Here is a 22,409-nt window from a genome sequence, read left to right on the forward strand (position 1 = left end):
GGCTTGCTCGCGAAAGCGGTGGTTCAGTTGAAGAATCTTTCACTGACACACCGCTTTCGCGAGCAAGCCCGCTCCCACATTGAGTAACGCGTCAGGCCTTGAGGGTTTTCACGCCTTCGGGAGTGCCCAGCAGCAGTACATCGGCTGGGCGCGCGGCGAACAGGCCATTGGTGACCACGCCGACGATTGCATTGATTTGCGTCTCCAGCTCCACCGGGTTGGTGATCTGCATGTTGAACACGTCGAGGATGATGTTGCCGTTGTCGGTCAGCACGCCTTCGCGGTACACCGGGTCGCCGCCCAGCTTCACCAGCTCGCGGGCCACGTGGCTGCGGGCCATCGGGATCACTTCCACCGGCAGCGGGAACGCGCCGAGTACCGGCACCAGCTTGCTGGCGTCGGCGATGCAGATGAAGGTCTTGGCCACGGCCGCGACGATCTTCTCGCGGGTCAGGGCCGCGCCGCCGCCCTTGATCAGGTTCAGGTGCGCGTCGCTTTCATCGGCGCCGTCGACGTAGAACTCCAGGTCGCTCACAGTGTTGAGCTCGTACACCGGAATGCCATGGCCCTTGAGGCGAGCGGCGGTGGCTTCGGAGCTGGCCACGGCGCCATCGAACGCGCCCTTGTGCTGGGCCAGTGCATCGATGAAGCAGTTGGCAGTGGAACCGGTGCCGACACCGACGATGCTCTTGTCGTCGAGTTTGGGAAGGATTAAATCGACGGCGGCCTGGGCCACTGCCTGTTTGAGTTGATCCTGGGTCATGCGGGCTCCGGAACGGACGGGGAGTAAAAGAGGGGCGCGAGTATACCCCAACAAACCTTGGGATTCGTGTGGTCTCCCGGCCAAACGCTGGGTTAGACTCCTTGGCCCTGCCCAACCCGCCCAGTGATGCTGCCGATGCTTGAACAGTACGTCAAAAAGATCCTCACCTCGCGCGTCTACGACGTTGCCGTAGAAACCCCGCTGCAGACCGCCCGCCAGCTTTCCGAGCGCCTTGGCAACAAGGTCTGGCTCAAGCGCGAAGACCTGCAGCCGGTGTTCTCGTTCAAGATTCGCGGCGCCTACAACAAGCTGACGCAACTGACGGCCGAGGAGCGCGCGCGTGGCGTGGTCACCGCGTCGGCGGGCAACCATGCCCAGGGCCTGGCCCTGGCGGCCAAGGTGCTGGGGGTCAAGGCGACTATCGTGATGCCCAAGACCACTCCGGAAATCAAGGTCGAAGGCGTGCGCTCGCGGGGCGGCAAAGTGGTGCTGCACGGTGATTCCTTTCCGGAAGCCCTGGCCTACTCGCTGAAACTGGTCGACGAAAAAGGCTACGTCTACATCCACCCCTACGATGATCCGCACACCATTGCCGGGCAGGGCACCGTGGCGATGGAAATCCTGCGCCAGCACCCGGGGCCGCTGGACGCGATTTTCGTGCCGGTGGGCGGCGGCGGGCTGATCGCCGGCATCGCGGCGTACGTGAAATACCTGCGCCCGGAAATCAAGATCATCGGCGTCGAGCCGGACGACTCCAACTGCCTGCAGGCCGCCATGGCCGCGGGTGAGCGCGTGGTCTTGCCGACCGTGGGCATCTTTGCCGACGGCGTGGCGGTGGCGCAGATCGGCCAGCACACCTTCGACATCTGCAAAGACTACGTAGATGAAGTGATCACCGTCAGCACGGATGAAATCTGCGCGGCGATCAAGGATATCTACGACGACACCCGTTCCATTACCGAGCCGGCGGGCGCGCTGGGCGTGGCGGGGATCAAGAAGTACGTGGAGACCCGTGGCGTCACCGGGCAGACCCTGGTGGCCATCGACTCCGGCGCCAACGTCAACTTCGACCGCCTGCGCCATGTGGCCGAGCGCGCCGAACTGGGTGAAGGCCGCGAAGCCATCATCGCCGTGACCATTCCCGAAAAACCGGGCAGCTTCAAGGCGTTCTGCGAGGCCGTGGGCAAGCGCCAGATCACCGAATTCAACTACCGCTACCACTCCGGCAGCGAGGCGCACATTTTCGTTGGCGTGCAGACGCATCCGGAAAACGACCCGCGCAGCGCGCTGATCGCCAGTCTTACCAGCAAAGGCTTCCCGGTGCTCGACCTGACCGAGAACGAACTGGCCAAGTTGCACATTCGCCACATGGTCGGCGGGCATGCGGCCCAGGTCAGTGATGAAGTGGTGCTGCGCTTTGAATTCCCGGAGCGTCCGGGGGCCTTGTTCAACTTTCTTAACAAATTGGGCGGGCGCTGGAACATCTCGATGTTCCACTATCGCAACCACGGCGCAGCAGACGGCCGTGTGGTCGCCGGCCTGCAGGTTCCGGCGGACGAGCGTCACCTGGTGCCGGCAGCGCTTGAAGCGATCGGCTACCCGTACTGGGATGAAAGTGATAACCCGGCCTACAAACTGTTCCTCGGTTGAGCGACTACGCTGATGGGGGCGGCCTTTAAGGAAGACGAGACATGGAAACCCTGACCACCCTGAAAGTTATCCACATCACCGCCACGGTCCTGCTGCTGCTCAGCGGTCTCGGCCTGGCGTTGCTGGCCTGGCGCAAACGCAGCGCCGGCCCGGCGGTGATCGTGCAGCGCCCGTGGGCGTTCGTATGGTTGTTGATGGGGATTTGCCTGCTGAGCATGCCATTCACCGGCTGGTGGCTGGTGCACCTGATCGGCTGGCCACTGGGGCAGACCTGGATCCTGGGCTCCAGCATCCTCTATACCGTCGCGGCGCTGGCCTGGTTCTGGTTGGTGGCACGGCTCAATCGCCTGCGCAAAGGCGAGGGCGGCAGTTTGAATTTCACCCTGGTGCTGGCGGTGGTCAGCCTGGTGGGGTTCGTGGCGATTGCGGGGTTGATGGGGGCCAAGCCGGTCTAGGGCTTCAGGCGGTTACTCTGACAAGTAGGCCTTTTTGTGGTGAGCGGGCAAGCCCGCTCACCACAGGGGTATCAGTTGCGCAGGGTGATGACTGGCCAGCCGCGCTTCTCGGCTTCAGCGCGCAGATTCGGATCCGGATCCACTGCCACCGGATGCGTCACCTGCTCCAGCAGCGGCAGGTCATTCATCGAGTCGCTATAGAAGTAGCTGTCTTGCAGGGTGTACCCGGTTTCTTCCAGCCAGCGATTCAGGCGCGTCACCTTGCCTTCGCGAAAGCACGGCACATCGGTGCTGCGCCCGGTGTAGCGGCCGTTTTCCATCTCGCACTCGGTGGCGATCAGGGTTTCCACGCCCAGGCGTGCGGCAATCGGCGCGGTGACGAAGCGGTTGGTGGCGGTAATGATCACCAACTTGTCACCGGCGGCGCGGTGCTTGGCCAGCAGCTCTACAGCCAGCGGCAGGATGATCGGCTCGATGCAGTCGCGCATATAGTCGTTGTGCCACTCCTGCAGCTGGGCCATCTCGGTACGGCCGAGGATTTCCAGGCAGAAGTTCAGGTAGGCGGCGTTGTCCAGCTTGCCGGCCAGGTAATCCTGGTAGAACTCGTCGTTGCGGGCCTTGTAGGCCACCGGGTCGAGAATCCCGCGCTCGCACAGGTAATCGCCCCAGGCGTGGTCGCTGTCACCGCCGAGAAGGGTGTTGTCCAAGTCGAATAAAGCCAGGCGCATTGCAGTTACTCGCTGAAAAGTCTGTAAAAAGGCGTCCAGAATACGGTCTTTTCACAAGAGTGCACATAAGGTAAGAAGCCTCGTTGCCGCTTCAGCAACCTTTGTGGAACAATGCGGCGACATGCGTTTGCGAGGTTGTTGCCGTGATCGACCCCGATGGTTTCCGTCCTAATGTCGGGATTATTCTTACGAATGATGCCGGACAGGTGCTATGGGCTCGCCGAATCAACCAAGATGCCTGGCAGTTTCCTCAAGGCGGAATCAACCCCGATGAAACCCCTGAAGACGCCTTGTACCGTGAGTTGAATGAAGAAGTCGGCCTTGAGCGCGAAGATGTGCAAATTCTGGCCTGTACCCGTGGCTGGTTGCGCTATCGTTTGCCGCAACGCCTGGTGCGTACCCACAGCCAACCGCTGTGCATCGGCCAGAAGCAGAAATGGTTTCTCCTGCGCCTGATCTCCAACGAGCAGCGGGTGCGGATGGATTTGACCGGTAAACCGGAGTTCGATGGCTGGCGCTGGGTCAGCTATTGGTACCCGTTGGGCCAGGTGGTGACATTCAAGCGCGAGGTTTATCGTCGCGCTCTCAAAGAGCTTGCCCCGCGCCTTTTAGCGCGCGACTGACGACGGAGTTCGACCCCGAGCCATGCTCAATACGCTGCGCAAGATCGTCCAGGAAGTTAACTCCGCCAAGGATCTCAAGGCGGCGTTGGGGATTATTGTGTTGCGCGTCAAGGAAGCCATGGGCAGCCAGGTCTGCTCGGTTTACCTGCTGGACCCCGAGACCAACCGTTTTGTGCTGATGGCCACCGAGGGCTTGAACAAGCGCTCCATCGGCAAGGTCAGCATGGCGCCCAATGAAGGTCTGGTGGGCCTGGTGGGGACGCGTGAAGAACCCCTGAACCTTGAAAACGCCGCCGATCACCCGCGTTATCGCTACTTTGCCGAAACCGGCGAAGAGCGCTACGCCTCGTTCCTCGGCGCACCGATCATTCACCACCGCCGCGTTGTCGGCGTGTTGGTCATCCAGCAAAAAGAACGCCGCCAGTTCGACGAAGGTGAAGAAGCCTTCCTCGTGACCATGAGCGCGCAGCTCGCCGGGGTTATTGCCCACGCCGAGGCCACCGGCTCGATTCGCGGCCTGGGGCGCCAGGGCAAGGGCATCCAGGAAGCCAAGTTCGTCGGCGTGCCGGGTTCGCCGGGTGCGGCGGTCGGTACCGCCGTGGTCATGCTGCCGCCGGCCGACCTGGATGTGGTGCCGGACAAGACCGTCGATGACATCGACGCTGAAATCAAACTGTTCAAGACTGCCCTGGAAGGCGTGCGCGCCGACATGCGCAACCTGTCGACCAAGCTGGCCACGCAGTTGCGCCCTGAAGAACGCGCGCTGTTCGACGTGTACCAGATGATGCTCGACGACGCGTCCCTGGGTAACGAAGTCAAGACCGTGATCAAGACCGGCCAGTGGGCCCAGGGCGCGCTGCGCCAGGTGGTCACCGATCACGTCAACCGTTTCGAATTGATGGACGACGCCTACCTGCGCGAACGGGCCTCGGATGTGCGTGACCTCGGTCGCCGTCTGCTGGCCTACCTGCAGGAAGACCGCACCACCAACCTGGTCTACCCCGACAACACCATCCTGATCAGTGAAGAACTGACCGCGACCATGCTCGGCGAAGTGCCGGAAGGCAAGTTGGTGGGCCTGGTCTCGGTACTGGGTTCGGGTAACTCCCACGTCGCGATCCTGGCCCGGGCCATGGGCATCCCGACGGTGATGGGCCTGGTGGACCTGCCGTATTCCAAGGTCGACGGCATCGACATGATCGTCGATGGCCATCGCGGTGAAGTCTTCACCAACCCCAGCGAAGTGCTGCGCAAGCAATACGCCGAGGTGGTCGAGGAAGAGAAACAACTGGCGCTGGGCCTCGACTCGTTGCGCGAGTTGCCGTGCGTGACCCTCGATGGCCACCGCGTGCCGCTGCTGGTCAACACCGGCCTGCTCGCCGATGTGGCCCGTGCGCAGCAGCGCGGTGCTGAAGGGGTGGGGCTGTACCGCACCGAAGTGCCGTTCATGATCAACCAGCGTTTCCCGAGTGAGAAGGAGCAGCTGGCGATTTATCGCGAGCAACTGTCCGCCTTCCACCCGTTACCGGTGACGATGCGCAGCCTGGACATCGGCGGCGACAAGTCACTGTCGTATTTCCCGATCAAGGAAGACAACCCCTTCCTCGGCTGGCGCGGTATTCGCGTCACCCTCGACCATCCTGAAATCTTCCTGGTGCAGACCCGCGCCATGCTCAAGGCCAGCGAGGGCCTGAACAACCTGCGCATTCTGCTACCGATGATCTCCGGCACCCATGAGCTGGAAGAGGCCCTGCACCTGATCCACCGTGCCTGGGGCGAAGTGCGCGACGAAGGCGCCGACGTGCCGATGCCGCCGATTGGCGTGATGATCGAGATTCCGGCAGCGGTGTACCAGGCCAAGGAGCTGGCGCGCCAGGTGGACTTCCTGTCGGTGGGCTCCAATGACCTGACCCAATACCTGCTGGCCGTGGACCGCAACAACCCACGGGTGGCCGACCTCTACGACTACCTGCACCCGGCGGTGCTGCAAGCCCTGCAACACGTGGTGCGCGACGCCCATGCCGAAGGCAAGCCGGTGAGTATCTGCGGTGAGATGGCCGGCGACCCGGCGGCGGCGGTGCTGTTGATGGCGATGGGCTTTGACAGCCTGTCGATGAACGCCACCAACCTGCCGAAGGTGAAGTGGATGCTGCGCCAGGTCGAACTGAGCATGGCCAAGGACCTGCTGGCGGAGTTGATGACCATCGACAACCCGCAAGTTATCCACAGTTCGCTGCAGTTGGCGCTGAAGAACCTGGGGCTGACGCGGATGATCAACCCGGCTTCTGCCAAGACCCTCTAGACATCGCTGGCAAGCCAGCTCCTACCGTTGGAATGCATTCCCCTGTAGGAGCCGGCTTGCCGGCGATGGCGCCAATCCAGGCGCCGTCAAATACTCAGTTCCACCTCACCCAAACGTCCCCCGTGCGGGCCGAAACTGCGCTCGACCATCCGCCGCGTGCCGTCGGCATTCACAATCAACGCCGTACTCGCCCTTGTCCCGTAGCTGGGACTCGCAATAAACACGCTCGACAACAGGCTCTCGGTCGCCAGTCCCACGCCGGTATCCGGCAAGTCGGCAAATGGCGCGGTCTGCGGGTCGCTCAAGATCGCCAGCAAGGCCTCCGGCTGCGGATCGTCGAGCAACTCGCTCAGCGCTGCCTTGGCCTTGAGCAACTTGGGCCACGGCGTGTCCAGCCCTGCGTTGGATAATCCATAAATCCCAGCCTTCAACTGCGTCGGCTCGGTGTGGTTGGCGTTGTAATGCCACAACGCATCCCGCGTGCCCACCAGCAGGTTGAAGCCGGCATATTCAATCGAACGTCCGTTAACGTCGGCCAGATATTGGTCAATCGGCAGCGAACCGCTGAGAAAACGCGACACCAGTTCGCCGCGCGATTTGCGTGCCGGCGGCTGATGCGGGTCGCGGATATTGGTCAGGGCGGCAAACCGCCCATCGGCATTGACCCCCAGCCAGGTGCCACCCGCTTCCTGGTCGCGGCCGGCGTAGATAGCTGGCGCATCCGGCCACTGGGCCAGCGGCAGGCTGGGGCGGGCGTAGAACTCATCGCGGTTGGCCGCGACGATCAGCGGTTGGGCGTGGCCCGGCCGCCAGGCGAAAACAATCAGGCACATCAGGCGATTCCCTTTTGTGTTTTTAGCCACTCTACCCATACGGGCAGCGGCGTTCCATCGTATCCAGTTGGGTCGCATGCCTTCCATCCGTTAACATGCCGGACTTGGTTTGGGGGCTCCCATGGAATTTCTCCTGTATTTGCTACTCGGCGCCTGTGCGGGCGTGCTCGCCGGGCTGTTTGGTGTGGGCGGCGGGATCATCATCGTGCCGGTGCTGGTGTTCAGCTTTACCTTGCAGGGCTTCGACCCGCAGGTGCTGACTCACCTGGCCGTGGGCACGTCCCTGGCGACGATTATCTTCACCTCGGTGAATGCCGTGCGTGAGCACCACCGGCGTGGCGCGGTGCGTTGGCCGATCTTCCTGTGGATGACCTTGGGCATCCTGATCGGCGCCGGTTTTGGTGCGCTGACCGCCGAGGCGATTTCCGGCCCGCATCTGCAGAAGATCATTGGGGTGTTTGCCCTGCTGGTGGCCGTGCAACTGGCCCTGGAGGTCAAGCCCAAGGCCAGCCGCACGGTGCCGGGCAAGGTCGGCCTGACCATAGCCGGCTCGGTGATCGGCTGGGCCTCGGCGATTTTCGGAATTGGCGGCGGCTCGCTGACCGTGCCGTTCTTGACCTGGCGCAGCGTGCCGATGCAGCAGGCGGTGGCCACGTCATCGGCCTGTGGCCTGCCGATTGCCGTGGCCAGTGCATTAAGTTTCATGATTCTGGGCTGGCATGACCCGCTCTTGCCCGCTCATAGTCTAGGGTTCGTGTATTTGCCGGCGCTGCTGGGCATCGCCCTGACCAGCATGGTGTTCGCCCGCTTCGGCGCACGCCTGGCACACCGGTTGTCGCCGCGTTTGCTCAAGCGGCTGTTCGCCGGATTGTTGTTTTGCGTCGGTTTAAACTTTTTGTTGTAACGCAGGCTTAATCGCGCACGGGCATGGTCCGGTCGCACTATCGAATGATTAACGAGGAGTCGCAATGCTGCCTTACCCGCAGATCGACCCGGTGGCCCTGGCCATCGGTCCGCTGAAAATCCACTGGTACGGGTTGATGTACCTGATCGGCATCGGCGGGGCCTGGCTGCTTGCCTCCCGCCGCCTGAACCGTTTCGACCCGACCTGGACCAAGGAGAAGCTCTCCGACATGGTGTTCTGGCTGTCGATGGGCGTCATCGTCGGCGGGCGACTGGGGTATGTGCTGTTCTACGATCTGTCGGCGTACATCGCCAACCCGACGCTGATCTTTGAAGTGTGGAAGGGCGGCATGGCGTTCCACGGTGGGTTCATCGGTGTGATGATCGCCGCCTGGTGGTTCGGCCGTCGCAATGGCAAGTCGTTCTTCCAACTGATGGACTTCGTCGCGCCGATGGTGCCGATCGGCCTGGGCGCCGGGCGGATTGGCAACTTCATCAATGCCGAGCTGTGGGGCAAGCCGACCGACGTGCCGTGGGCCATGGTGTTCCCTCCGTTCAGCGACCCGGCGCAACTGCCGCGCCATCCGTCGCAGCTGTACCAGTTCGCCCTGGAAGGTGTGGCACTGTTCCTCATTCTGTACATCTTCTCGCGCAAGCCACGCCCAACCATGGCAGTGTCAGGGATGTTCGCGCTGTTCTATGGGATCTTCCGTTTCATCGTCGAGTTCGTGCGCGTGCCGGATGCGCAGCTGGGCTACCTGGCGTGGGGCTGGGTGACCATGGGCCAGATCCTCAGCCTGCCGATGATCCTCGGCGGCCTGGGCCTGTTGTGGTGGGCCTACAACCGTCCACAACCGATCAAGAACACCGCGCTTTAAATTCGAACGCCGAGGCCAGGAGGTCTCGGCTTCAACGATACGGGTAAACACATGAAGCAATATCTCGAACTACTGAACGACGTCGTGACCAATGGCCTGACCAAGGGCGATCGCACCGGCACCGGCACCAAGGCCGTGTTCGCCCGTCAGTATCGGCATAACTTGGCCGACGGCTTCCCGCTGCTGACCACCAAGAAGCTTCACTTCAAAAGCATCGCCAACGAATTGATCTGGATGTTGAGCGGCAACACCAACATCAAGTGGCTGAACGAAAACGGCGTGCGTATCTGGGACGAATGGGCTACCGAAGACGGCGACCTGGGCCCGGTGTACGGCGAGCAGTGGACCGCCTGGCCGACCAAGGACGGCGGTAAGATCAACCAGATCGACTACATGGTCCACACGCTCAAGACCAACCCCAACAGCCGCCGCATCCTGTTCCACGGCTGGAACGTCGAGTACCTGCCCGACGAAACCAAGAGCCCGCAGGAAAACGCGCGCAACGGCAAGCAAGCCCTGCCGCCGTGCCACTTGCTGTACCAGGCGTTCGTGCATGACGGTCATCTGTCGATGCAGCTGTATATCCGCAGCTCCGACGTGTTCCTCGGCCTGCCGTACAACACTGCCGCACTGGCGTTGCTGACCCATATGCTGGCCCAGCAGTGCGACCTGATCCCGCACGAGATCATCGTCACCACCGGCGACACCCATGCCTACAGCAACCACATGGAGCAGATCCGCACCCAGCTGGCGCGCACGCCGAAGAAGCTGCCGGAGCTGGTGATCAAGCGTAAGCCTGCGTCGATCTACGACTATAAGTTCGAGGACTTCGAAATCGTGGGCTACGACGCTGATCCGAGCATCAAGGCTGACGTCGCCATTTAAAAACTGCCTTGGTCTGAACTGTGGGAGCTGGCAAGCCAGCTCCCACATTGGGTTCTGTGTTCGCTTGAGTTAATGCCCGTGGCTTCGGCCCACGTGCGAAGGCTCGGCCTCGCTGGCCAGCACGCTTCCGCTGACCTCCAGCCGCTGCAATATCCCGCATTCTGGCCCGCCGCCACAGCGCTGGCGCAGGTCCAGCAGTTGTTCCTGCAGCGCCAGCAGCCCGTCGATCCGCGCTTTCACGTGGTGGATATGCTCGTCGATCAACGCATTCACGCTTTCGCACTGGTCCTGTGGGCTGTCGCGCAGCCCCAGCAGGCTGCGGATTTCCTCGAGGGTCATGTCGAGGCTGCGGCAGTTGCGGATAAAGACCAGCCGCTCGCTGTGCGCCTGGGTGTACACGCGGTAGTTGGCCTCGGTGCGCGCCGGCGGCGGCAGCAGGCCTTCCTTCTCGTAATAACGGATGGTTTCCACCGGGCAGTCGGTCAGTTTGGCCAGTTCGCCGATCTTCATCGCAGCAATCTCCAAATGGGTGCTTGACCCTATAGTGGCTACAGGGTCTTTACTTGGCAACAGGCACCTTACGGACGCGACCTGATGAGCGACTCCCTTCACACCCCGCATAAGCACGACCACAAGCATGACCATGACCATGATCATGGCCCGAAGAAACTCACCCCCGTGCACGACCACGGCCACGGCGGTTCCTGCTGCTCCGGCGCACCCGCGCCTGCGGTGGTGCGACTGAGTGAGGCACCGACTGCCGGTTCGCGCCTGAGTACCTTCCGCATCGAAGCCATGGACTGCCCCACCGAGCAGACGCTGATCCAGAACAAACTGGGCAAGCTCGCCGGCGTACAGCAGCTGGAATTCAACCTCATCAACCGGATCCTTGGCGTCACCCACGATCTGCCGAGCACCACGCCGATCATCGACGCCATCAAATCCATCGGCATGCAGGCCGACCCCATCGAAGAAGGCGCCCCGGCCGCCGCGCCGCCGGCCAAGAAACATTGGTGGCCGCTGGCGGTGTCCGGCGTCGGCGCGCTGGCCGCCGAAGTGCTGCACTTCACCCATGCCGCGCCGACCTGGGTGATTGCCGTGGTGGCGCTGGTCTCGATCCTCAGCGGCGGCCTGACCACCTATAAAAAGGGCTGGATTGCCCTGAAAAACCTCAACTTGAACATCAACGCCTTGATGAGCATCGCGGTGACCGGTGCGGTGTTGATTGGCCAGTGGCCAGAAGCGGCGATGGTGATGTTCCTGTTCACCGTGGCCGAGTTGATCGAAGCCAAGTCGCTGGACCGTGCGCGCAACGCCATCAGTGGCTTGATGCAGATGACCCCGGAACAGGCCACCGTGCAACAGGCCGATGGCAGCTGGCTGGAACAAGAGGTTAAAAGTATCGATCTTGGCGCGATCGTGCGGGTCAAACCCGGCGAGCGCATCGGCCTGGACGGTGAAGTCACCGCTGGCCAATCCACCATCGACCAGGCTCCGATCACCGGTGAAAGCCTGCCGATTGAAAAGACCGTGGGCGACAAAGTGTTCGCCGGCACCATCAACCAGGCCGGTTCGCTGGAGTACAAAGTCACCGCAGCGGCCAATCAATCCACACTGGCGCGGATCATCCACGCGGTGGAGCAGGCCCAGGGCGCACGCGCGCCGACCCAGCGGTTTGTCGACAGCTTCTCGAAGGTCTACACCCCGGCGGTGTTCCTGTTTGCCCTGGGCGTGGCGCTGATCCCGCCGCTGTTCATGGCCGGCGCCTGGTTCGACTGGATCTACCGCGCACTGGTGCTGCTGGTCGTGGCGTGCCCCTGTGCGCTGGTGATCTCCACCCCGGTGACGATCGTCAGCGGTCTGGCGGCAGCGGCACGCAAAGGTATCCTGATCAAGGGCGGCGTGTACCTGGAGGGCGGTTACAAACTTGACTACCTGGCCCTCGACAAGACCGGCACGATCACCCACGGCAAGCCGGTGCAAACCGATTACCTGGCGCTGTTCCCTAACGTCGAGGACAGTGCCCCGGCGCTGGCCGCCAGTTTGGCCGGGCGTTCCGACCACCCGGTGTCGCTGGCGATTGCCAACGCAGCGGTGGATAAAAACCTGCCGAGCCACCCTGTGGATAACTTCGAGGCCCTGGCCGGCCGTGGGGTGCGCGGCGATATCAATGGCCAGACCTACCACTTGGGCAACCACCGCCTGGTCGAAGACCTAGGCCTGTGCTCGCCGGAGCTGGAAGAGAAACTGTTCGCCCTGGAAAAACAAGGCAAGTCCGTGGTGCTGCTGCTCGACAAATCCGGCCCGCTGGCGCTGTTCGCCGTGGCCGACACGGTCAAGGACAGCAGCCGTGAAGCCATCCAGCAACTGCACGCGCTGGGCATCAAGACCCTGATGCTCACCGGCGACAACACCCACACCGCCCAAGCCATCGCGGCCCAGGTCGGCATCGATCAGGCCCAGGGCGACCTGCTGCCTACCGACAAGCTGCAAGCCATCGAAACCCTGTATGGCCAGGGTCATCGGGTCGGCATGGTCGGTGATGGCATCAACGACGCCCCGGCCCTGGCGCGCGCCGAGATCGGTTTTGCCATGGCCGCAGCGGGCACCGACACCGCCATCGAGACCGCCGACGTGGCGTTGATGGACGATGATTTGCGCAAGATTCCGGCTTTCATTCGGCTCTCCCGGCAAACGTCGAGTATCCTCAGGCAGAACATCACCCTGGCGCTGGTGATCAAGGCGATCTTCCTGGTGGTCACCTTCCTGGGGCTGGCCACCATGTGGATGGCGGTGTTCGCCGACATGGGCGTGGCCCTGCTGGTGGTGTTCAATGGCCTGCGCCTGTTGCGCAAATAGACGATGAGAGGGTGGTGTGCTGAGTGCCGAGTTGAAGGCGTTTTTCATGGTCGCCCGCCTGGGCAGCATTACCCAGGCGGCGAAAAAACTCGGCCTGAGCCAGCCCACGGTCACCACCCAGATTCGTAACCTGGAAAGCCAGTACGGCGTCGAGCTGTTCTACCGCGGCGGGCGCCGCCTCACTGTCAGCGACGAGGGTGCGCGCTTGCTGCCGATGGTCAAGGCGTTGTTGCAGCAGGAAGCCGACATCGAGTTTTTCCTGCGCAACAGCGGCCAGGTCCAGGGCGCGCTGAGGATTGCCGCCACCGCGCCGTACTACATTCTCGACCTGGTCAAAGCCTTTCGCGAACGCCTGCCTCAGGTGGAGGTGTCAGTGGAAATCGGCAACTCCCAGCAAGTGCTCGAAGCGCTCGACGATTACCGCGTCGATGTCGCCGCCTCCTCGCAACTGCTGGAAGACCCGCGCCTGATCCGCCGCGTGCTGGGCACCGACCCGCTGGTGCTGGCGGTGCATCGCAACCATCCTCTGGCCAAGCTTGATCATGTGCCGCTGACGGCGTTGGCCGGGCACACCTTGTTGATGCGCGAAGCGGGCTCGACCACGCGGCGGCTGACCGAAGAGATGCTGCAAGGCGCGGGCGTGAGTTACGGGCCATTGCTGGAAATCGGTAGCCGGGAGTCGATCCGCGAGGCGGTGCTGCGCAATATTGGTATCAGCATCATTGCCCGCCAGGAAGTGCCCCATGACCCGCAGCTGCGGGTGCTGACTATCGAGAATGCGCCGCAGATCCCGGAGTATTTGTACTGCCTCAAGGAAAGAAAATCGGCTCGCCTGCCAGCGGCGTTCCTGGGGTTGGCGCAGGAAATGTCGCCGCTCTGAGTTTTTGGGTGGGGTTGACGGGCCTCTTCGCGGGCAAGCTCGCTCCCACGCTTGACCGAGTTCCAACATGAGAATGCGGTCCAAATGTGGGAGCGGGCTTGCCCGCGAAAGCGCTACAGCCGGCGACGCATCCCTATGAGGCCTACCCAAATCCACCAATACCACTATCACTCCCTTTTGCCTTTCTGCCACACGAGGGACGCATTGGCTGCCTAGCATGGCCTTCATCCGTTTGATGAGGTGCCTTGCATGAACACAGCCCTGACCCAACCCGGCGCACCGATGAAGGTGCGCGGTATCCAGAAACGCTTCGGCGCCTTTACCGCGCTGGACAACGTGTCCCTGGACGTCGCCGCCGGCGAGCTGGTGTGCCTGCTGGGCCCGTCCGGCTGCGGCAAGACGACCTTGCTGCGCTGCATCGCCGGCCTGGAACGCCAGGACAGCGGCGAACTTTACCTGGGCAGCCGCGACGTTTCCCTGCTGCCACCCCAGGCGCGGGACTACGGCATTCTGTTCCAGTCCTACGCGTTGTTCCCCAACCTGACCGTCGAAGCGAATATTGGCTACGGCCTCACCGGCAGCGGTCGCGATGAAGTGCGCAAGCGCGTCGGCCAGATGCTCGAATTGGTCGGCCTGGTCGGCAGTGAAAAAAAGTACCCCGGCCAACTCTCCGGCGGTCAACAGCAACGCGTCGCCCTGGCCCGTGCGCTGGCGCCCGCACCGTCGTTGCTGCTGCTGGACGAGCCGATGTCGGCCCTCGACGCCCGTGTGCGCGAGCATTTGTGCACCGAGTTGCGTCAGCTGCAGCGGCGCCTGGGCATCACCACGCTGATGGTTACCCACAATCAGGACGAAGCCATGTTGATGGCCGACCGCATCGCCGTGATGAACAACGGCAAGGTCGAGCAGTACGCCACGCCGCAGGAAATCTACGACCGCCCGGCCACGCCGTTTGTGGCGGAGTTTGTCGGCCAGGGCAATTGGCTGCCCTTCAGCCGCAACAGTGCCAGCCATGCCCAGGTGGGCGGGATGAACATGCGCCTGGCCGATGATGCCGGCGTGGCCAGTTCCGGCCGTTTGTTCTGCCGCCCGGAAGCGATCAATGTGAATCCGCCGGTGCATGAAGAAAACCTGTTCCCGGCCAAGGTCCGCGAGATCACCTTCCTCGGCAATCGCTGCCGCATGAGCTTTGAGCTGGAGCAACTGCCCGGTCATCCGCTGCTCGCCGAACTCGCCCCGGAAGCCATGCCGCGCCTGGGCGCCCAGGACATCTGGGTGGCGTTGCCGCCCCGCAGCCTGCAGGTGTTTGCCTGAGATGGCGGCCGTGATGATTCTGCCCACCGCGCGACAGGTATCCCACGCCGAATGGGGCGACCGCATTTTCGTGGTCGGCGGCAAACTGGTGTGGCTGTTGCTGCTGGGCATCGCTGTGTTGCTGCCGTTGCTGGCGATCTTCTGGCGCGGCTTCAGCAGCGAGGCCGGGCAGGGCGGTGGCCTGGTCGCGGCGCGGGAATTGGTCACCAGCGATAACTTCCACTGGCTGCTGGGCAATAGCCTGAAGGTGTCCCTCAGCGTGGCGGCCATTGTCGTACCGCTGGCCTACCTGTTTGCCTACGCGCTGCAACGCACCTTGATTCCCGGCAAGGCTATTTGGCGTGGCCTGTCGTTGCTGCCGTTGATGGCGCCGTCGATGCTACCGGGCATTGCGCTGGTCTATCTGTTCGGCAACCAGGGCATGCTGCGCGGGATGCTCTCGGACAATATCTACGGCTTCTGGGGCATTGTGCTCGGTGAGGTGATCTACACCTTCCCACACGCCTTGATGATCCTGCTGTCAGCGCTTTCCCTGGCGGACGCGCGACTGTTTGATGCAGCCTCAAGCATGGGCGCCAGCCCGGCACGAGCGTTTCGCAGTATCACCTGGCCGGCCACGCGCCAGGCGGTGTTCGCCGCGTTCTGCCTGGTGTTCACCCTGACCATCACCGACTTCGGCGTGCCCGTGGTGGTCGGTGGCGATTACCAGGTGCTGGCGCTGGAGGCCTACAAGGCGGTAGTCGGCCAGCAGCAATTCGGTCGCGGTGCATTGATCGGCATGGTGTTGCTGCTGCCGGCGCTGTTCAGCTTTGGCGTGGATGCCTGGTTGCGCCGTCGTCATGGCGATTCCATGAGCGGCCGCGCCCAGGTCTTCCGGCCGGCGCCGTCGCGCACCAGAGACGGCTGCTACCTGGCCATCGTGCTGCTGATCTGCGCGGTGTTGCTGCTGGTGTTCGGCATGGCGGTGTATTCGTCGCTGGTGAAGTTCTGGCCGTACAACCTGTCGCTGTCGCTCAACCACTACCAGTTCGAAGACACGGCCGGCGGCGGCTGGCTGGCCTATCGCAATAGCCTGACGATGGCCCTGTGCACCGCGTTGATCGGCAGCGTGCTGATTTTCACCGGCGCCTACCTGATGGAAAAGACCAAGGGCCAGAAAGGCCTGAACCTGGCGCTGCGCATGCTCAGCTTTGTGCCGATGGCCGTGCCGGGGCTGGTGCTGGGCCTGGGCTACGTGTTCTTTTTCAATCTCAACGGCAACCCGTTGCATGTGTTCTACGGGACCATGACGTTGCTGGTGGTGTGCACCATTGCTCACTATTTGACCACTGCACAGATGACCGCCACCACCGCGCTGCGCCAGCTCGACGCCGAGTTCGAAGCGGCCGCGTTGTCGCTCAAGGCGCCGCTGTACCGCCACTACCTGCGCGTGACGGTGCCGATCTGCCTGCCGGCGCTGCTGGATATCGTGCGTTACCTGTTTGTGTCGGCGATGACCACCGTGTCGGCCGCGATCTTCCTCTACAGCCCCGACACCATCCTCGCCGCCGTCGCCGTGTTGAACATGGACGACGCCGGCAACGTGGGCGGCGCCGCTGCCATGTCGACCCTGATCCTGTTCACCTCGGCCGGCGTCTCGCTGCTGCTGGCGTGGGCTTCACGTGGCGCGCTGCGCCGCTCCCAAGCCTGGCGCCAAAGCGCGCCGGGCCAATAAAACATCCCTGAAGGAGGTGCTCCATGTTCAAGCCCCTGGCGCTGGTCGCTGCCGTACTCACTGCATTCAGCCTGAATGCCTTCGCCAAGACCGAGCTGACTGTGTACACGGCCCTCGAAGCCGAGCAGTTGAAGACCTATAAGCAGGCGTTCGAAAAGGCCAACCCCGACGTCGAAATCAAATGGGTGCGCGACTCCACCGGCATCATCACGGCCAAGCTGCTGGCCGAGAAAGATCGCCCGCAAGCCGACGTAGTGTGGGGCCTGGCCGCCTCCAGCCTGGCGATCCTCGACCAGCAGGGCATGCTGGACAACTACGCGCCCAAGGACCTGGACAAGATCGGCAAGAATTACCGCGACGCCGCTAACCCGCCCGCCTGGGTCGGCATGGACGTGTGGGCCGCGACCATCTGCTTCAACACGGTCGAGGCCGAGAAGCAGGGGCTGACCAAGCCGGTGAGCTGGCAGGACCTGACCAAGCCCGAGTACAAGGGCAAGATCGTCATGCCTAACCCGGCGTCGTCCGGTACCGGCTTCCTGGATGTGAGCGCCTGGCTGCAGACCTTCGGCGAGAAGCAGGGCTGGCAGTACATGGACGACCTGCACCAGAACATTGGCCAGTACGTTCACTCCGGTTCCAAGCCGTGCAAGCTGGCGGCCTCGGGCGAGTTCCCGATCGGCATTTCCTTCGAATACCCGGCCGTGCAGTTGAAGCGCCAGGGCGCGCCGCTGGACATCATCCTGCCGAAAGAAGGCCTGGGCTGGGACATTGAAGCCACGGCGGTGATCAAGGGCACTGCCCACGCCGACGCGGCTAAAAAGCTCGCCGACTTCTCCGCCAGTGCAGCGGCGATGGACCTGTACAAGGACAACTTCGCGGTGCTCGCCCAGCCGGGTATTGCCAAGCCGCAGACCGAATTGCCGGCCGACTACGAGCAGCGCCTGATCAAGAACGACTTCGCCTGGGCGTCGAAAAACCGCGACAGCATCCTGACCGAATGGCGCAAGCGCTATGACGGCAAATCGGAAAAACAATAACCCCTGATCATTCCCACGCTCTGCGTGGGAATGCGGCTCTGGACGCTCTGCGTCCGCTTTTGCAGTCGTGACGCAGTGCGTCACAGGATGCATTCCCACGCGGAGCGCGGGAACGAGAGGTCTTCATGACACAACTGCTGATCATCGGCGCCGGCATCCTCGGCCTGTCCCACGCCTACGCCGCGGCCAAGCGCGGCCTCAAGGTCAAGGTCTTCGAGCGCAGCGCCACGCCGCTGGGCGCCTCGGTGCGCAACTTCGGCCAGGCACTGGTCACCGGCCAACCGCCGGGGCCGATGCTTGACCTGGCCCGGGAAAGCCGCGCTATCTGGGGGCACTGGGCTGAGCGGGCAGGTCTGCAGCTCAAGCGCAACGGCTCTTACCTGTTCGCCCGCACCGAAGCGGAGGAGCATCTGCTGGAAGCCTTTTGCGCTGGCCGCGCTGCAGAGCACGGCTACAACGTCGAACTGCTGCAAGGCGCCGCCATGAAGGATCTGTACGGCGGCCAGTTCCGTCATCACCGCGCCGCATTGCATGGCAAGGACGATCAGCAGCTGTATTCGCGCGAAGCGATTCCGGCGCTGATCAGCTACCTGGCGCAAGAGCTGAACGTGGAGTTCTATTTCTCCACGCTGGTACGCGACGTGGAGCCGGGCCAATTGCACAGCACGGCGGGCAGCTTTCGCGGTGAGCAGATCATCGTTTGCTCCGGCCACGACTACCAGACCCTGCTGGCCGAATCGATCGCCGAACTCAACCCGAGCATCTGCAGGCTGCAAATGTTGCGTGCGCGCCCAGCGGTCAACCTGAACCTGCAACACGCGCTGCTCACCGGCCTTAGTTGCGTGCACTACGGTGCCTTCGCCGACCTGCCGGAAGCCGCGCCGGTGCAGGCCCAGATCCTGCGCGAAACGCCGCACCTGCACGAGCACGGCATTCACTTGCTGATCAGTCCGACGCCGCATGGCGAGCTGATCATCGGTGACTCCCACCACTACGGCAGCGACGCCTCGCCGTTCAATGCCGAGCAGGTGGATGACTGGATGATCGAGTTGGCAGAGCAGACGCTGGGGTGCAAGATCCAGGTGGTCGAGCGCTGGCAGGGCGTGTACGGGGCTCGTGGGCCGGGGCCGTTTTCCTTCCTGCGCGCGGCGCCGGGCGTGAGTGCGGCGCTGATGCACACCGGCGTGGGCATGAGCGTGGGGCCGGCGCTGGCCGAGCGAAATATCACCACACTGTGGGGAGAGGCGTGATGAACCCGGAACAGGCGATAGCCGACGTCTTCGGCTTGTACGAACAGCACGGCACGGCGGATTACATTGGCGAGCCGGTGTCGCAGATCGAGCACATGTCCCAGGCGGCGCAGTTGGCCATGGCCGAAGGCTTTGACGATGAAGTGGTGTTGGCGGCGTTCTTCCACGATATCGGCCACCTGTGCGGCCAGGGCGCCGAGAACATGGGCGGGTACGGCGTGGTCAGCCACGAACGGCTGGGCGCGGATTACCTGCGGCGCGCGGGTTTCAGCGAGCGCCTGGCCAAACTCGTGGAGTACCACGTGCAGGCCAAGCGTTACCTGACCTTCAGCCAGCCGGACTACTACGCGCGCTTGAGCGAAGCCAGCCGGCGCACCCTGGGTTACCAGGGCGGGGTCATGACAGCCGAGGAGGCCCGGGCCTTCGAGCAGGATCCGCTGTGCCAGGTCAGCCTGCGCCTGCGCCACTGGGACGAGCAGGCCAAGGAAATGCACGTGCCGGTGCTCGACCTCGACGTGCTCAAGGCCAAGGCTCGGCAGGTGCTGACGGCTTAAGTCTCGTCGAGACGCTGGGCCAGGGCCTCGATCTGTTCCTGGCGCTCGGCCTGGCTGAGTTTGGCGTGCGGGTTGAGGGATGACCATTGTGGATGGGCGCGAGCCTTGTGCAGCGCATCCGGCAACTTGCCTTCGCGCCAGGTCTTGTCCTGGGGCGTATCGACTTTGATGCTGTGCATCGCCGCATGGCCGCGCAGGTTAAGGGCCTTGAGCAATTGGCGTTGGCGCAGGGCCAGCAGGCGCAGCACGCTGTCGTCGACGGTCAGCTCGCGCTGGCCCTTGATCTTGCCGAGCAGGCGGCTGCCATAGCTGCGCGCGGTCTGCAGCGCGCCGCCGGCGATGGCACCCGCGATGGCGGCGGCGCCGAGGGTCAGGCCGCCGACCAGCAGGTCCACGCCGGCACCCGCGGCCGCGCCTGCCGCAATCCCGCCGCCAACGCGCACGCCGAGCTGCTTGAGGGTTTCCGGGTTGAACAGGTCATCGCCCCAGCGGCCGTCCAGCAGCGGCAAATCACTGGCGGCGGCGTCCTGTGGGCGAAAGCCGAACAGCTTGAGCAACGCCTCGACGCACTTTTGCTCACGCTGGCGTACGGATTTGCGCAAATCCACGATGGCCTGCTGTTCGTCTTCGGTGACCACGCTGCGTCGACACGCGGCACAGTCGATCAACAGCTCGGCAATCAATCGCGCGGCGCTTTGCTGGCGGGCCTGGCGTTGGGCTTGCTGGTCAAGAATCAACCGCTCCAGTTGCGGACGGGCGTTTTCCAATAGCAGGGCGAGGCTTTCATACAGGCGCCGCTCGCCGTCTTCCGGCGGCGCGACGCTGTCGAACCGTACCAGCGCATGCAGGCCGAGGCGCGCCAGGGCTTCACGCCAGTCCGGCTCGCGGTGGTCACTGCTGCTGACGAAGTTGAGTACCGGCAGCAACGGCTTGCCGCAGCTGGCCAGCACTTGCAGCTCGTCGCGGTACTTGGCCAACACCGGCTCGCGGGCGTCGATCACATACAGGCCGGCGTCCGAGGCCAGCAGTTGGCGCAGCACCTTGGCCTCCTGTTCAAAGCGCTGGCGGGCTTCGCTGCCCTCCAGGAAGCGCGCCAGGCGCGCTGGGCCGTCCAGGCGTTCGCCGGGTCGATCCAGACGCTCCAGGTAGTCGAGCAGGGCAATGGCATCTTCCAGGCCGGGCGTGTCGTACAGCTCCAGCAAGGCTTCGCCGTCCACCGACAAGCGCGCACCTTCCACATGCCGCGTGGTGCTGGGGCGATGGGAGACTTCGCCGAAGCCGACATCCCGGGTGAGGGTGCGCAGCAAGGAGGTCTTGCCGACATTGGTGTGGCCGACCACGGCGAGTTTCAGCGGTTTAGTCATGACCGGTCTCCAGCCAGTTCAGCGGCGCGCAGTCGGCGAAGGGCAGCTCGAGTTGGTGCAGCGCGGCATGCCAATCACCCAGGCGCTCTGCGTCCAGCGCCTGGCCAGGCGGGGCCTGCAGCAGCCATACACGGGTGGCGGTGGCGCTGCGCGCAAGTTCGGCGATCAGCGCCAGGCTGCCACGGTCGGGCGAGCGGCGTGGGTCGCAGGCGATGGCCAGGCGGGCCGGCGGGAAGCGGCTGAGCTGCTCCAGCAGTTTGTTGCGCGATTCGCGGCTGTCGAGGATGCCGGCGTTCTTCACGCGGGCCGGCAGTTTCGGCGGCCAGGGGTGCTGGTCATCCAGCTCGATGGCCACCAGCAACGCGCCGTCGCTTTCCAGTTCACTGACGCCGCCGGTGGCGTGGTGCAGTTGTTCGGGCGCAGCGTCGTTTACGCCAAGGCGCTCACTGCTCGGCATCAGGCGTTCGCGCAGTTGGCTGTAGCCGGGCAGGTTGAGGTCCAGGCGCAGGGCGGCGCGCCCGCGTTTCCAGCGCCACAGGCACAGCAGGGCGAGGATCAGCCGGGGCAGCAGGCCATAGACCAGCAGCACGCCCACCAGCCAGGCGGCCCAGGCCTGGCGAGCGCTTTCGATATTCAGCGCGGCATCGCCGCTGGCGCGGATCATCTCGGTGCTCGGCACATTGAAGCCGAGCAGGGCGGGCAGGGTGCCGAGCGCCTGGGTCGCGGCAACAAAGGTGTCGGCACCGAGGATGGTGGTTTCCCACACAAAGCCGTAGCGCCGGGTGGCGAGTAGCGTAAGAAGAATCACCAGGGCACTGAGCAACGCCAACAGCCACAGGCTGTTGACCAGCACACCCACGGCCCAGCGATTGAGCTTTTGCCGTTGCAGCAACAGCAGCAATGCCGGCGCCAGTTGGGCGGCCTTGGCATCACGCGCGAGTTTTTCGCTGAGCCATAACCACAGTCGGCCGAGGCTGGCGCTGTGTTCGCCGGCAAACAGCAGGCCCATGGCCCAGCTCAGCAGCAGGATCAGGTTCAAGCCGAGCAGGCTGCCCAGGGCCCAGAACACATTCACCGGGGTCAGGCCGTTGCCCAATGCAGCAAAGGCCAGCCCGGCGCCGCTGATCACGGCGACGATGGCCAGCAGCACGAGCGCCAGGCGCGCGCCTTGCAGCCAGCGGGTGAGGGCGGCCGTTAGCCCATCGCGCTCGGCCAGGTGCAAGGCACGCTGCTGGATGCGTGTCGGCAGGTCGCCACCGGCGGTGCGGGCCAGGCGGTTGGCTTCGAGGTCTTCCAGGGGGCCGGCGTGTTCTTCCCGCAGGCGCACGGTTTCTGTCAGCCAGAGTTTTTGCAGGGGGTTCAGTGCAGTCACGCGCCGTCCTGTTGAGCAAGTGAGGTTGGAGCATAACCGCTGGCT

At 63.6% G+C, this 22,409-nt stretch carries 20 protein-coding genes; 14 read left to right on the plus strand and 6 right to left on the minus strand.

Annotation, left to right across the window (positions count from 1 at the left end; genetic code table 11):
• Positions 1–91 precede the first annotated feature (91 nt).
• Positions 92–763, minus strand: coding sequence for a ribose-5-phosphate isomerase RpiA (gene rpiA, locus QMX97_RS23045; RefSeq protein WP_065902245.1), 672 nt, complete (start codon positions 761–763; stop codon positions 92–94).
• 135 nt (positions 764–898) lie between these two features.
• Here rpiA and ilvA point away from each other — a divergent pair, with 135 nt between their 5' ends.
• Together ilvA and QMX97_RS23055 are read left to right on the plus strand one after the other, a co-directional pair.
• Complete coding sequence (gene ilvA / locus QMX97_RS23050) at positions 899–2,413, plus strand: threonine ammonia-lyase, biosynthetic (RefSeq protein ID WP_065902242.1); 1,515 nt, start codon at positions 899–901, stop codon at positions 2,411–2,413.
• A gap of 41 nt (positions 2,414–2,454) precedes the next feature.
• Positions 2,455–2,868: a DUF2269 family protein gene (locus QMX97_RS23055; RefSeq protein WP_201146082.1), complete on the plus strand. Its 414-nt coding sequence runs from the start codon at positions 2,455–2,457 to the stop codon at positions 2,866–2,868.
• A gap of 71 nt (positions 2,869–2,939) precedes the next feature.
• Here QMX97_RS23055 and QMX97_RS23060 read toward each other — a convergent pair whose 3' ends face one another.
• The gene (locus QMX97_RS23060) at positions 2,940–3,596 is read right to left on the minus strand and encodes an HAD family hydrolase (RefSeq protein WP_282397674.1); all 657 of its coding nucleotides are present in this window, start codon (positions 3,594–3,596) and stop codon (positions 2,940–2,942) included.
• Between the two features lie 143 nt (positions 3,597–3,739).
• On the opposite strand from QMX97_RS23060, the gene QMX97_RS23065 reads away from it, so the two are divergent.
• Both QMX97_RS23065 and ptsP read left to right on the plus strand, forming a co-directional pair.
• Positions 3,740–4,219, plus strand: a complete 480-nt coding sequence (locus tag QMX97_RS23065; RefSeq protein WP_003176750.1) for an RNA pyrophosphohydrolase — start codon at positions 3,740–3,742, stop codon at positions 4,217–4,219.
• A 22-nt stretch (positions 4,220–4,241) separates the two neighbouring features.
• Positions 4,242–6,521: a phosphoenolpyruvate--protein phosphotransferase gene (ptsP, locus tag QMX97_RS23070; RefSeq protein ID WP_065902236.1), complete on the plus strand. Its 2,280-nt coding sequence runs from the start codon at positions 4,242–4,244 to the stop codon at positions 6,519–6,521.
• An 86-nt stretch (positions 6,522–6,607) separates the two neighbouring features.
• Here the strand turns inward: ptsP and QMX97_RS23075 are convergent, their stop codons facing one another.
• A complete protein-coding gene (locus QMX97_RS23075; protein WP_106802362.1) occupies positions 6,608–7,354 on the minus strand; it encodes an NRDE family protein in 747 nt (248 codons plus the stop codon).
• A gap of 121 nt (positions 7,355–7,475) precedes the next feature.
• On the opposite strand from QMX97_RS23075, the gene QMX97_RS23080 reads away from it, so the two are divergent.
• The 3 genes from QMX97_RS23080 to QMX97_RS23090 all read left to right on the plus strand — a co-directional run bounded on the left by QMX97_RS23080 (position 7,476) and on the right by QMX97_RS23090 (position 10,020).
• Positions 7,476–8,258: a sulfite exporter TauE/SafE family protein gene (locus tag QMX97_RS23080; RefSeq protein ID WP_282397675.1), complete on the plus strand. Its 783-nt coding sequence runs from the start codon at positions 7,476–7,478 to the stop codon at positions 8,256–8,258.
• A 64-nt stretch (positions 8,259–8,322) separates the two neighbouring features.
• The gene (gene lgt, locus QMX97_RS23085) at positions 8,323–9,135 is read left to right on the plus strand and encodes a prolipoprotein diacylglyceryl transferase (protein ID WP_065902226.1); all 813 of its coding nucleotides are present in this window, start codon (positions 8,323–8,325) and stop codon (positions 9,133–9,135) included.
• Positions 9,136–9,186: 51 nt separating this feature from the next.
• Positions 9,187–10,020: a thymidylate synthase gene (locus QMX97_RS23090; protein ID WP_060753507.1), complete on the plus strand. Its 834-nt coding sequence runs from the start codon at positions 9,187–9,189 to the stop codon at positions 10,018–10,020.
• A 69-nt stretch (positions 10,021–10,089) separates the two neighbouring features.
• Here the strand turns inward: QMX97_RS23090 and cadR are convergent, their stop codons facing one another.
• Entirely contained in the window at positions 10,090–10,530 is a 441-nt protein-coding gene (gene cadR, locus QMX97_RS23095) for a Cd(II)/Pb(II)-responsive transcriptional regulator (RefSeq protein WP_065902224.1), read from the minus strand.
• Between the two features lie 84 nt (positions 10,531–10,614).
• Between cadR and QMX97_RS23100 the strand changes: the two genes are divergently transcribed.
• The 7 genes from QMX97_RS23100 (at position 10,615) to QMX97_RS23130 (ending at position 19,628) form a co-directional block, all read left to right on the plus strand.
• Entirely contained in the window at positions 10,615–12,879 is a 2,265-nt protein-coding gene (locus tag QMX97_RS23100) for a heavy metal translocating P-type ATPase (protein WP_282397676.1), read from the plus strand.
• Between the two features lie 16 nt (positions 12,880–12,895).
• Positions 12,896–13,759, plus strand: coding sequence for a LysR family transcriptional regulator (locus tag QMX97_RS23105; RefSeq protein ID WP_065902221.1), 864 nt, complete (start codon positions 12,896–12,898; stop codon positions 13,757–13,759).
• A 249-nt stretch (positions 13,760–14,008) separates the two neighbouring features.
• Positions 14,009–15,073, plus strand: coding sequence for a putative 2-aminoethylphosphonate ABC transporter ATP-binding protein (locus QMX97_RS23110; protein WP_213551249.1), 1,065 nt, complete (start codon positions 14,009–14,011; stop codon positions 15,071–15,073).
• 1 nt (position 15,074) lies between these two features.
• A complete protein-coding gene (locus QMX97_RS23115) occupies positions 15,075–16,787 on the plus strand; it encodes a putative 2-aminoethylphosphonate ABC transporter permease subunit (RefSeq protein ID WP_213551247.1) in 1,713 nt (570 codons plus the stop codon).
• Between the two features lie 23 nt (positions 16,788–16,810).
• On the plus strand, positions 16,811–17,824 hold the full coding sequence (locus tag QMX97_RS23120; RefSeq protein WP_159960711.1) for a putative 2-aminoethylphosphonate ABC transporter substrate-binding protein: 1,014 nt from the start codon (positions 16,811–16,813) through the stop codon (positions 17,822–17,824).
• 125 nt (positions 17,825–17,949) lie between these two features.
• Positions 17,950–19,074: a TIGR03364 family FAD-dependent oxidoreductase gene (locus tag QMX97_RS23125; protein WP_282397677.1), complete on the plus strand. Its 1,125-nt coding sequence runs from the start codon at positions 17,950–17,952 to the stop codon at positions 19,072–19,074.
• Entirely contained in the window at positions 19,074–19,628 is a 555-nt protein-coding gene (locus tag QMX97_RS23130) for a phosphonate degradation HD-domain oxygenase (RefSeq protein ID WP_282397678.1), read from the plus strand. The genes QMX97_RS23125 and QMX97_RS23130 overlap by 1 nt, the downstream gene beginning before the upstream one ends.
• Here the strand turns inward: QMX97_RS23130 and QMX97_RS23135 are convergent.
• Together QMX97_RS23135 and QMX97_RS23140 are read right to left on the minus strand one after the other, a co-directional pair.
• Positions 19,625–20,992, minus strand: a complete 1,368-nt coding sequence (locus QMX97_RS23135) for a DUF3482 domain-containing protein (RefSeq protein ID WP_282397679.1) — start codon at positions 20,990–20,992, stop codon at positions 19,625–19,627. The two genes, QMX97_RS23130 and QMX97_RS23135, sit on opposite strands and share 4 nt — an antisense overlap.
• Positions 20,985–22,364: a DUF2868 domain-containing protein gene (locus tag QMX97_RS23140; protein ID WP_282397680.1), complete on the minus strand. Its 1,380-nt coding sequence runs from the start codon at positions 22,362–22,364 to the stop codon at positions 20,985–20,987. The genes QMX97_RS23135 and QMX97_RS23140 overlap by 8 nt, the downstream gene beginning before the upstream one ends.
• Positions 22,365–22,409 lie beyond the last annotated feature (45 nt).

This window comes from Pseudomonas sp. PS01298, assembly GCF_029959745.1.
GTDB lineage: Bacteria > Pseudomonadota > Gammaproteobacteria > Pseudomonadales > Pseudomonadaceae > Aquipseudomonas > Aquipseudomonas aylmerensis.

Coding starts and splice junctions, on each gene's coding strand:
- QMX97_RS23120 (WP_159960711.1), top strand. CDS start 16,811: ATGTTCAAGCCCCTGGCGCTGGTCGCTGCCGTACTCACTGCATTCAGC.
- QMX97_RS23130 (WP_282397678.1), top strand. CDS start 19,074: ATGAACCCGGAACAGGCGATAGCCGACGTCTTCGGCTTGTACGAACAG.
- QMX97_RS23100 (WP_282397676.1), top strand. CDS start 10,615: ATGAGCGACTCCCTTCACACCCCGCATAAGCACGACCACAAGCATGAC.
- rpiA (WP_065902245.1), bottom strand. CDS start 763: ATGACCCAGGATCAACTCAAACAGGCAGTGGCCCAGGCCGCCGTCGAT.
- cadR (WP_065902224.1), bottom strand. CDS start 10,530: ATGAAGATCGGCGAACTGGCCAAACTGACCGACTGCCCGGTGGAAACC.
- ilvA (WP_065902242.1), top strand. CDS start 899: ATGCTTGAACAGTACGTCAAAAAGATCCTCACCTCGCGCGTCTACGAC.
- ptsP (WP_065902236.1), top strand. CDS start 4,242: ATGCTCAATACGCTGCGCAAGATCGTCCAGGAAGTTAACTCCGCCAAG.
- QMX97_RS23075 (WP_106802362.1), bottom strand. CDS start 7,354: ATGTGCCTGATTGTTTTCGCCTGGCGGCCGGGCCACGCCCAACCGCTG.
- QMX97_RS23060 (WP_282397674.1), bottom strand. CDS start 3,596: ATGCGCCTGGCTTTATTCGACTTGGACAACACCCTTCTCGGCGGTGAC.
- QMX97_RS23135 (WP_282397679.1), bottom strand. CDS start 20,992: ATGACTAAACCGCTGAAACTCGCCGTGGTCGGCCACACCAATGTCGGC.
- QMX97_RS23090 (WP_060753507.1), top strand. CDS start 9,187: ATGAAGCAATATCTCGAACTACTGAACGACGTCGTGACCAATGGCCTG.
- QMX97_RS23080 (WP_282397675.1), top strand. CDS start 7,476: ATGGAATTTCTCCTGTATTTGCTACTCGGCGCCTGTGCGGGCGTGCTC.
- lgt (WP_065902226.1), top strand. CDS start 8,323: ATGCTGCCTTACCCGCAGATCGACCCGGTGGCCCTGGCCATCGGTCCG.
- QMX97_RS23055 (WP_201146082.1), top strand. CDS start 2,455: ATGGAAACCCTGACCACCCTGAAAGTTATCCACATCACCGCCACGGTC.
- QMX97_RS23125 (WP_282397677.1), top strand. CDS start 17,950: ATGACACAACTGCTGATCATCGGCGCCGGCATCCTCGGCCTGTCCCAC.
- QMX97_RS23110 (WP_213551249.1), top strand. CDS start 14,009: ATGAACACAGCCCTGACCCAACCCGGCGCACCGATGAAGGTGCGCGGT.
- QMX97_RS23115 (WP_213551247.1), top strand. CDS start 15,075: ATGGCGGCCGTGATGATTCTGCCCACCGCGCGACAGGTATCCCACGCC.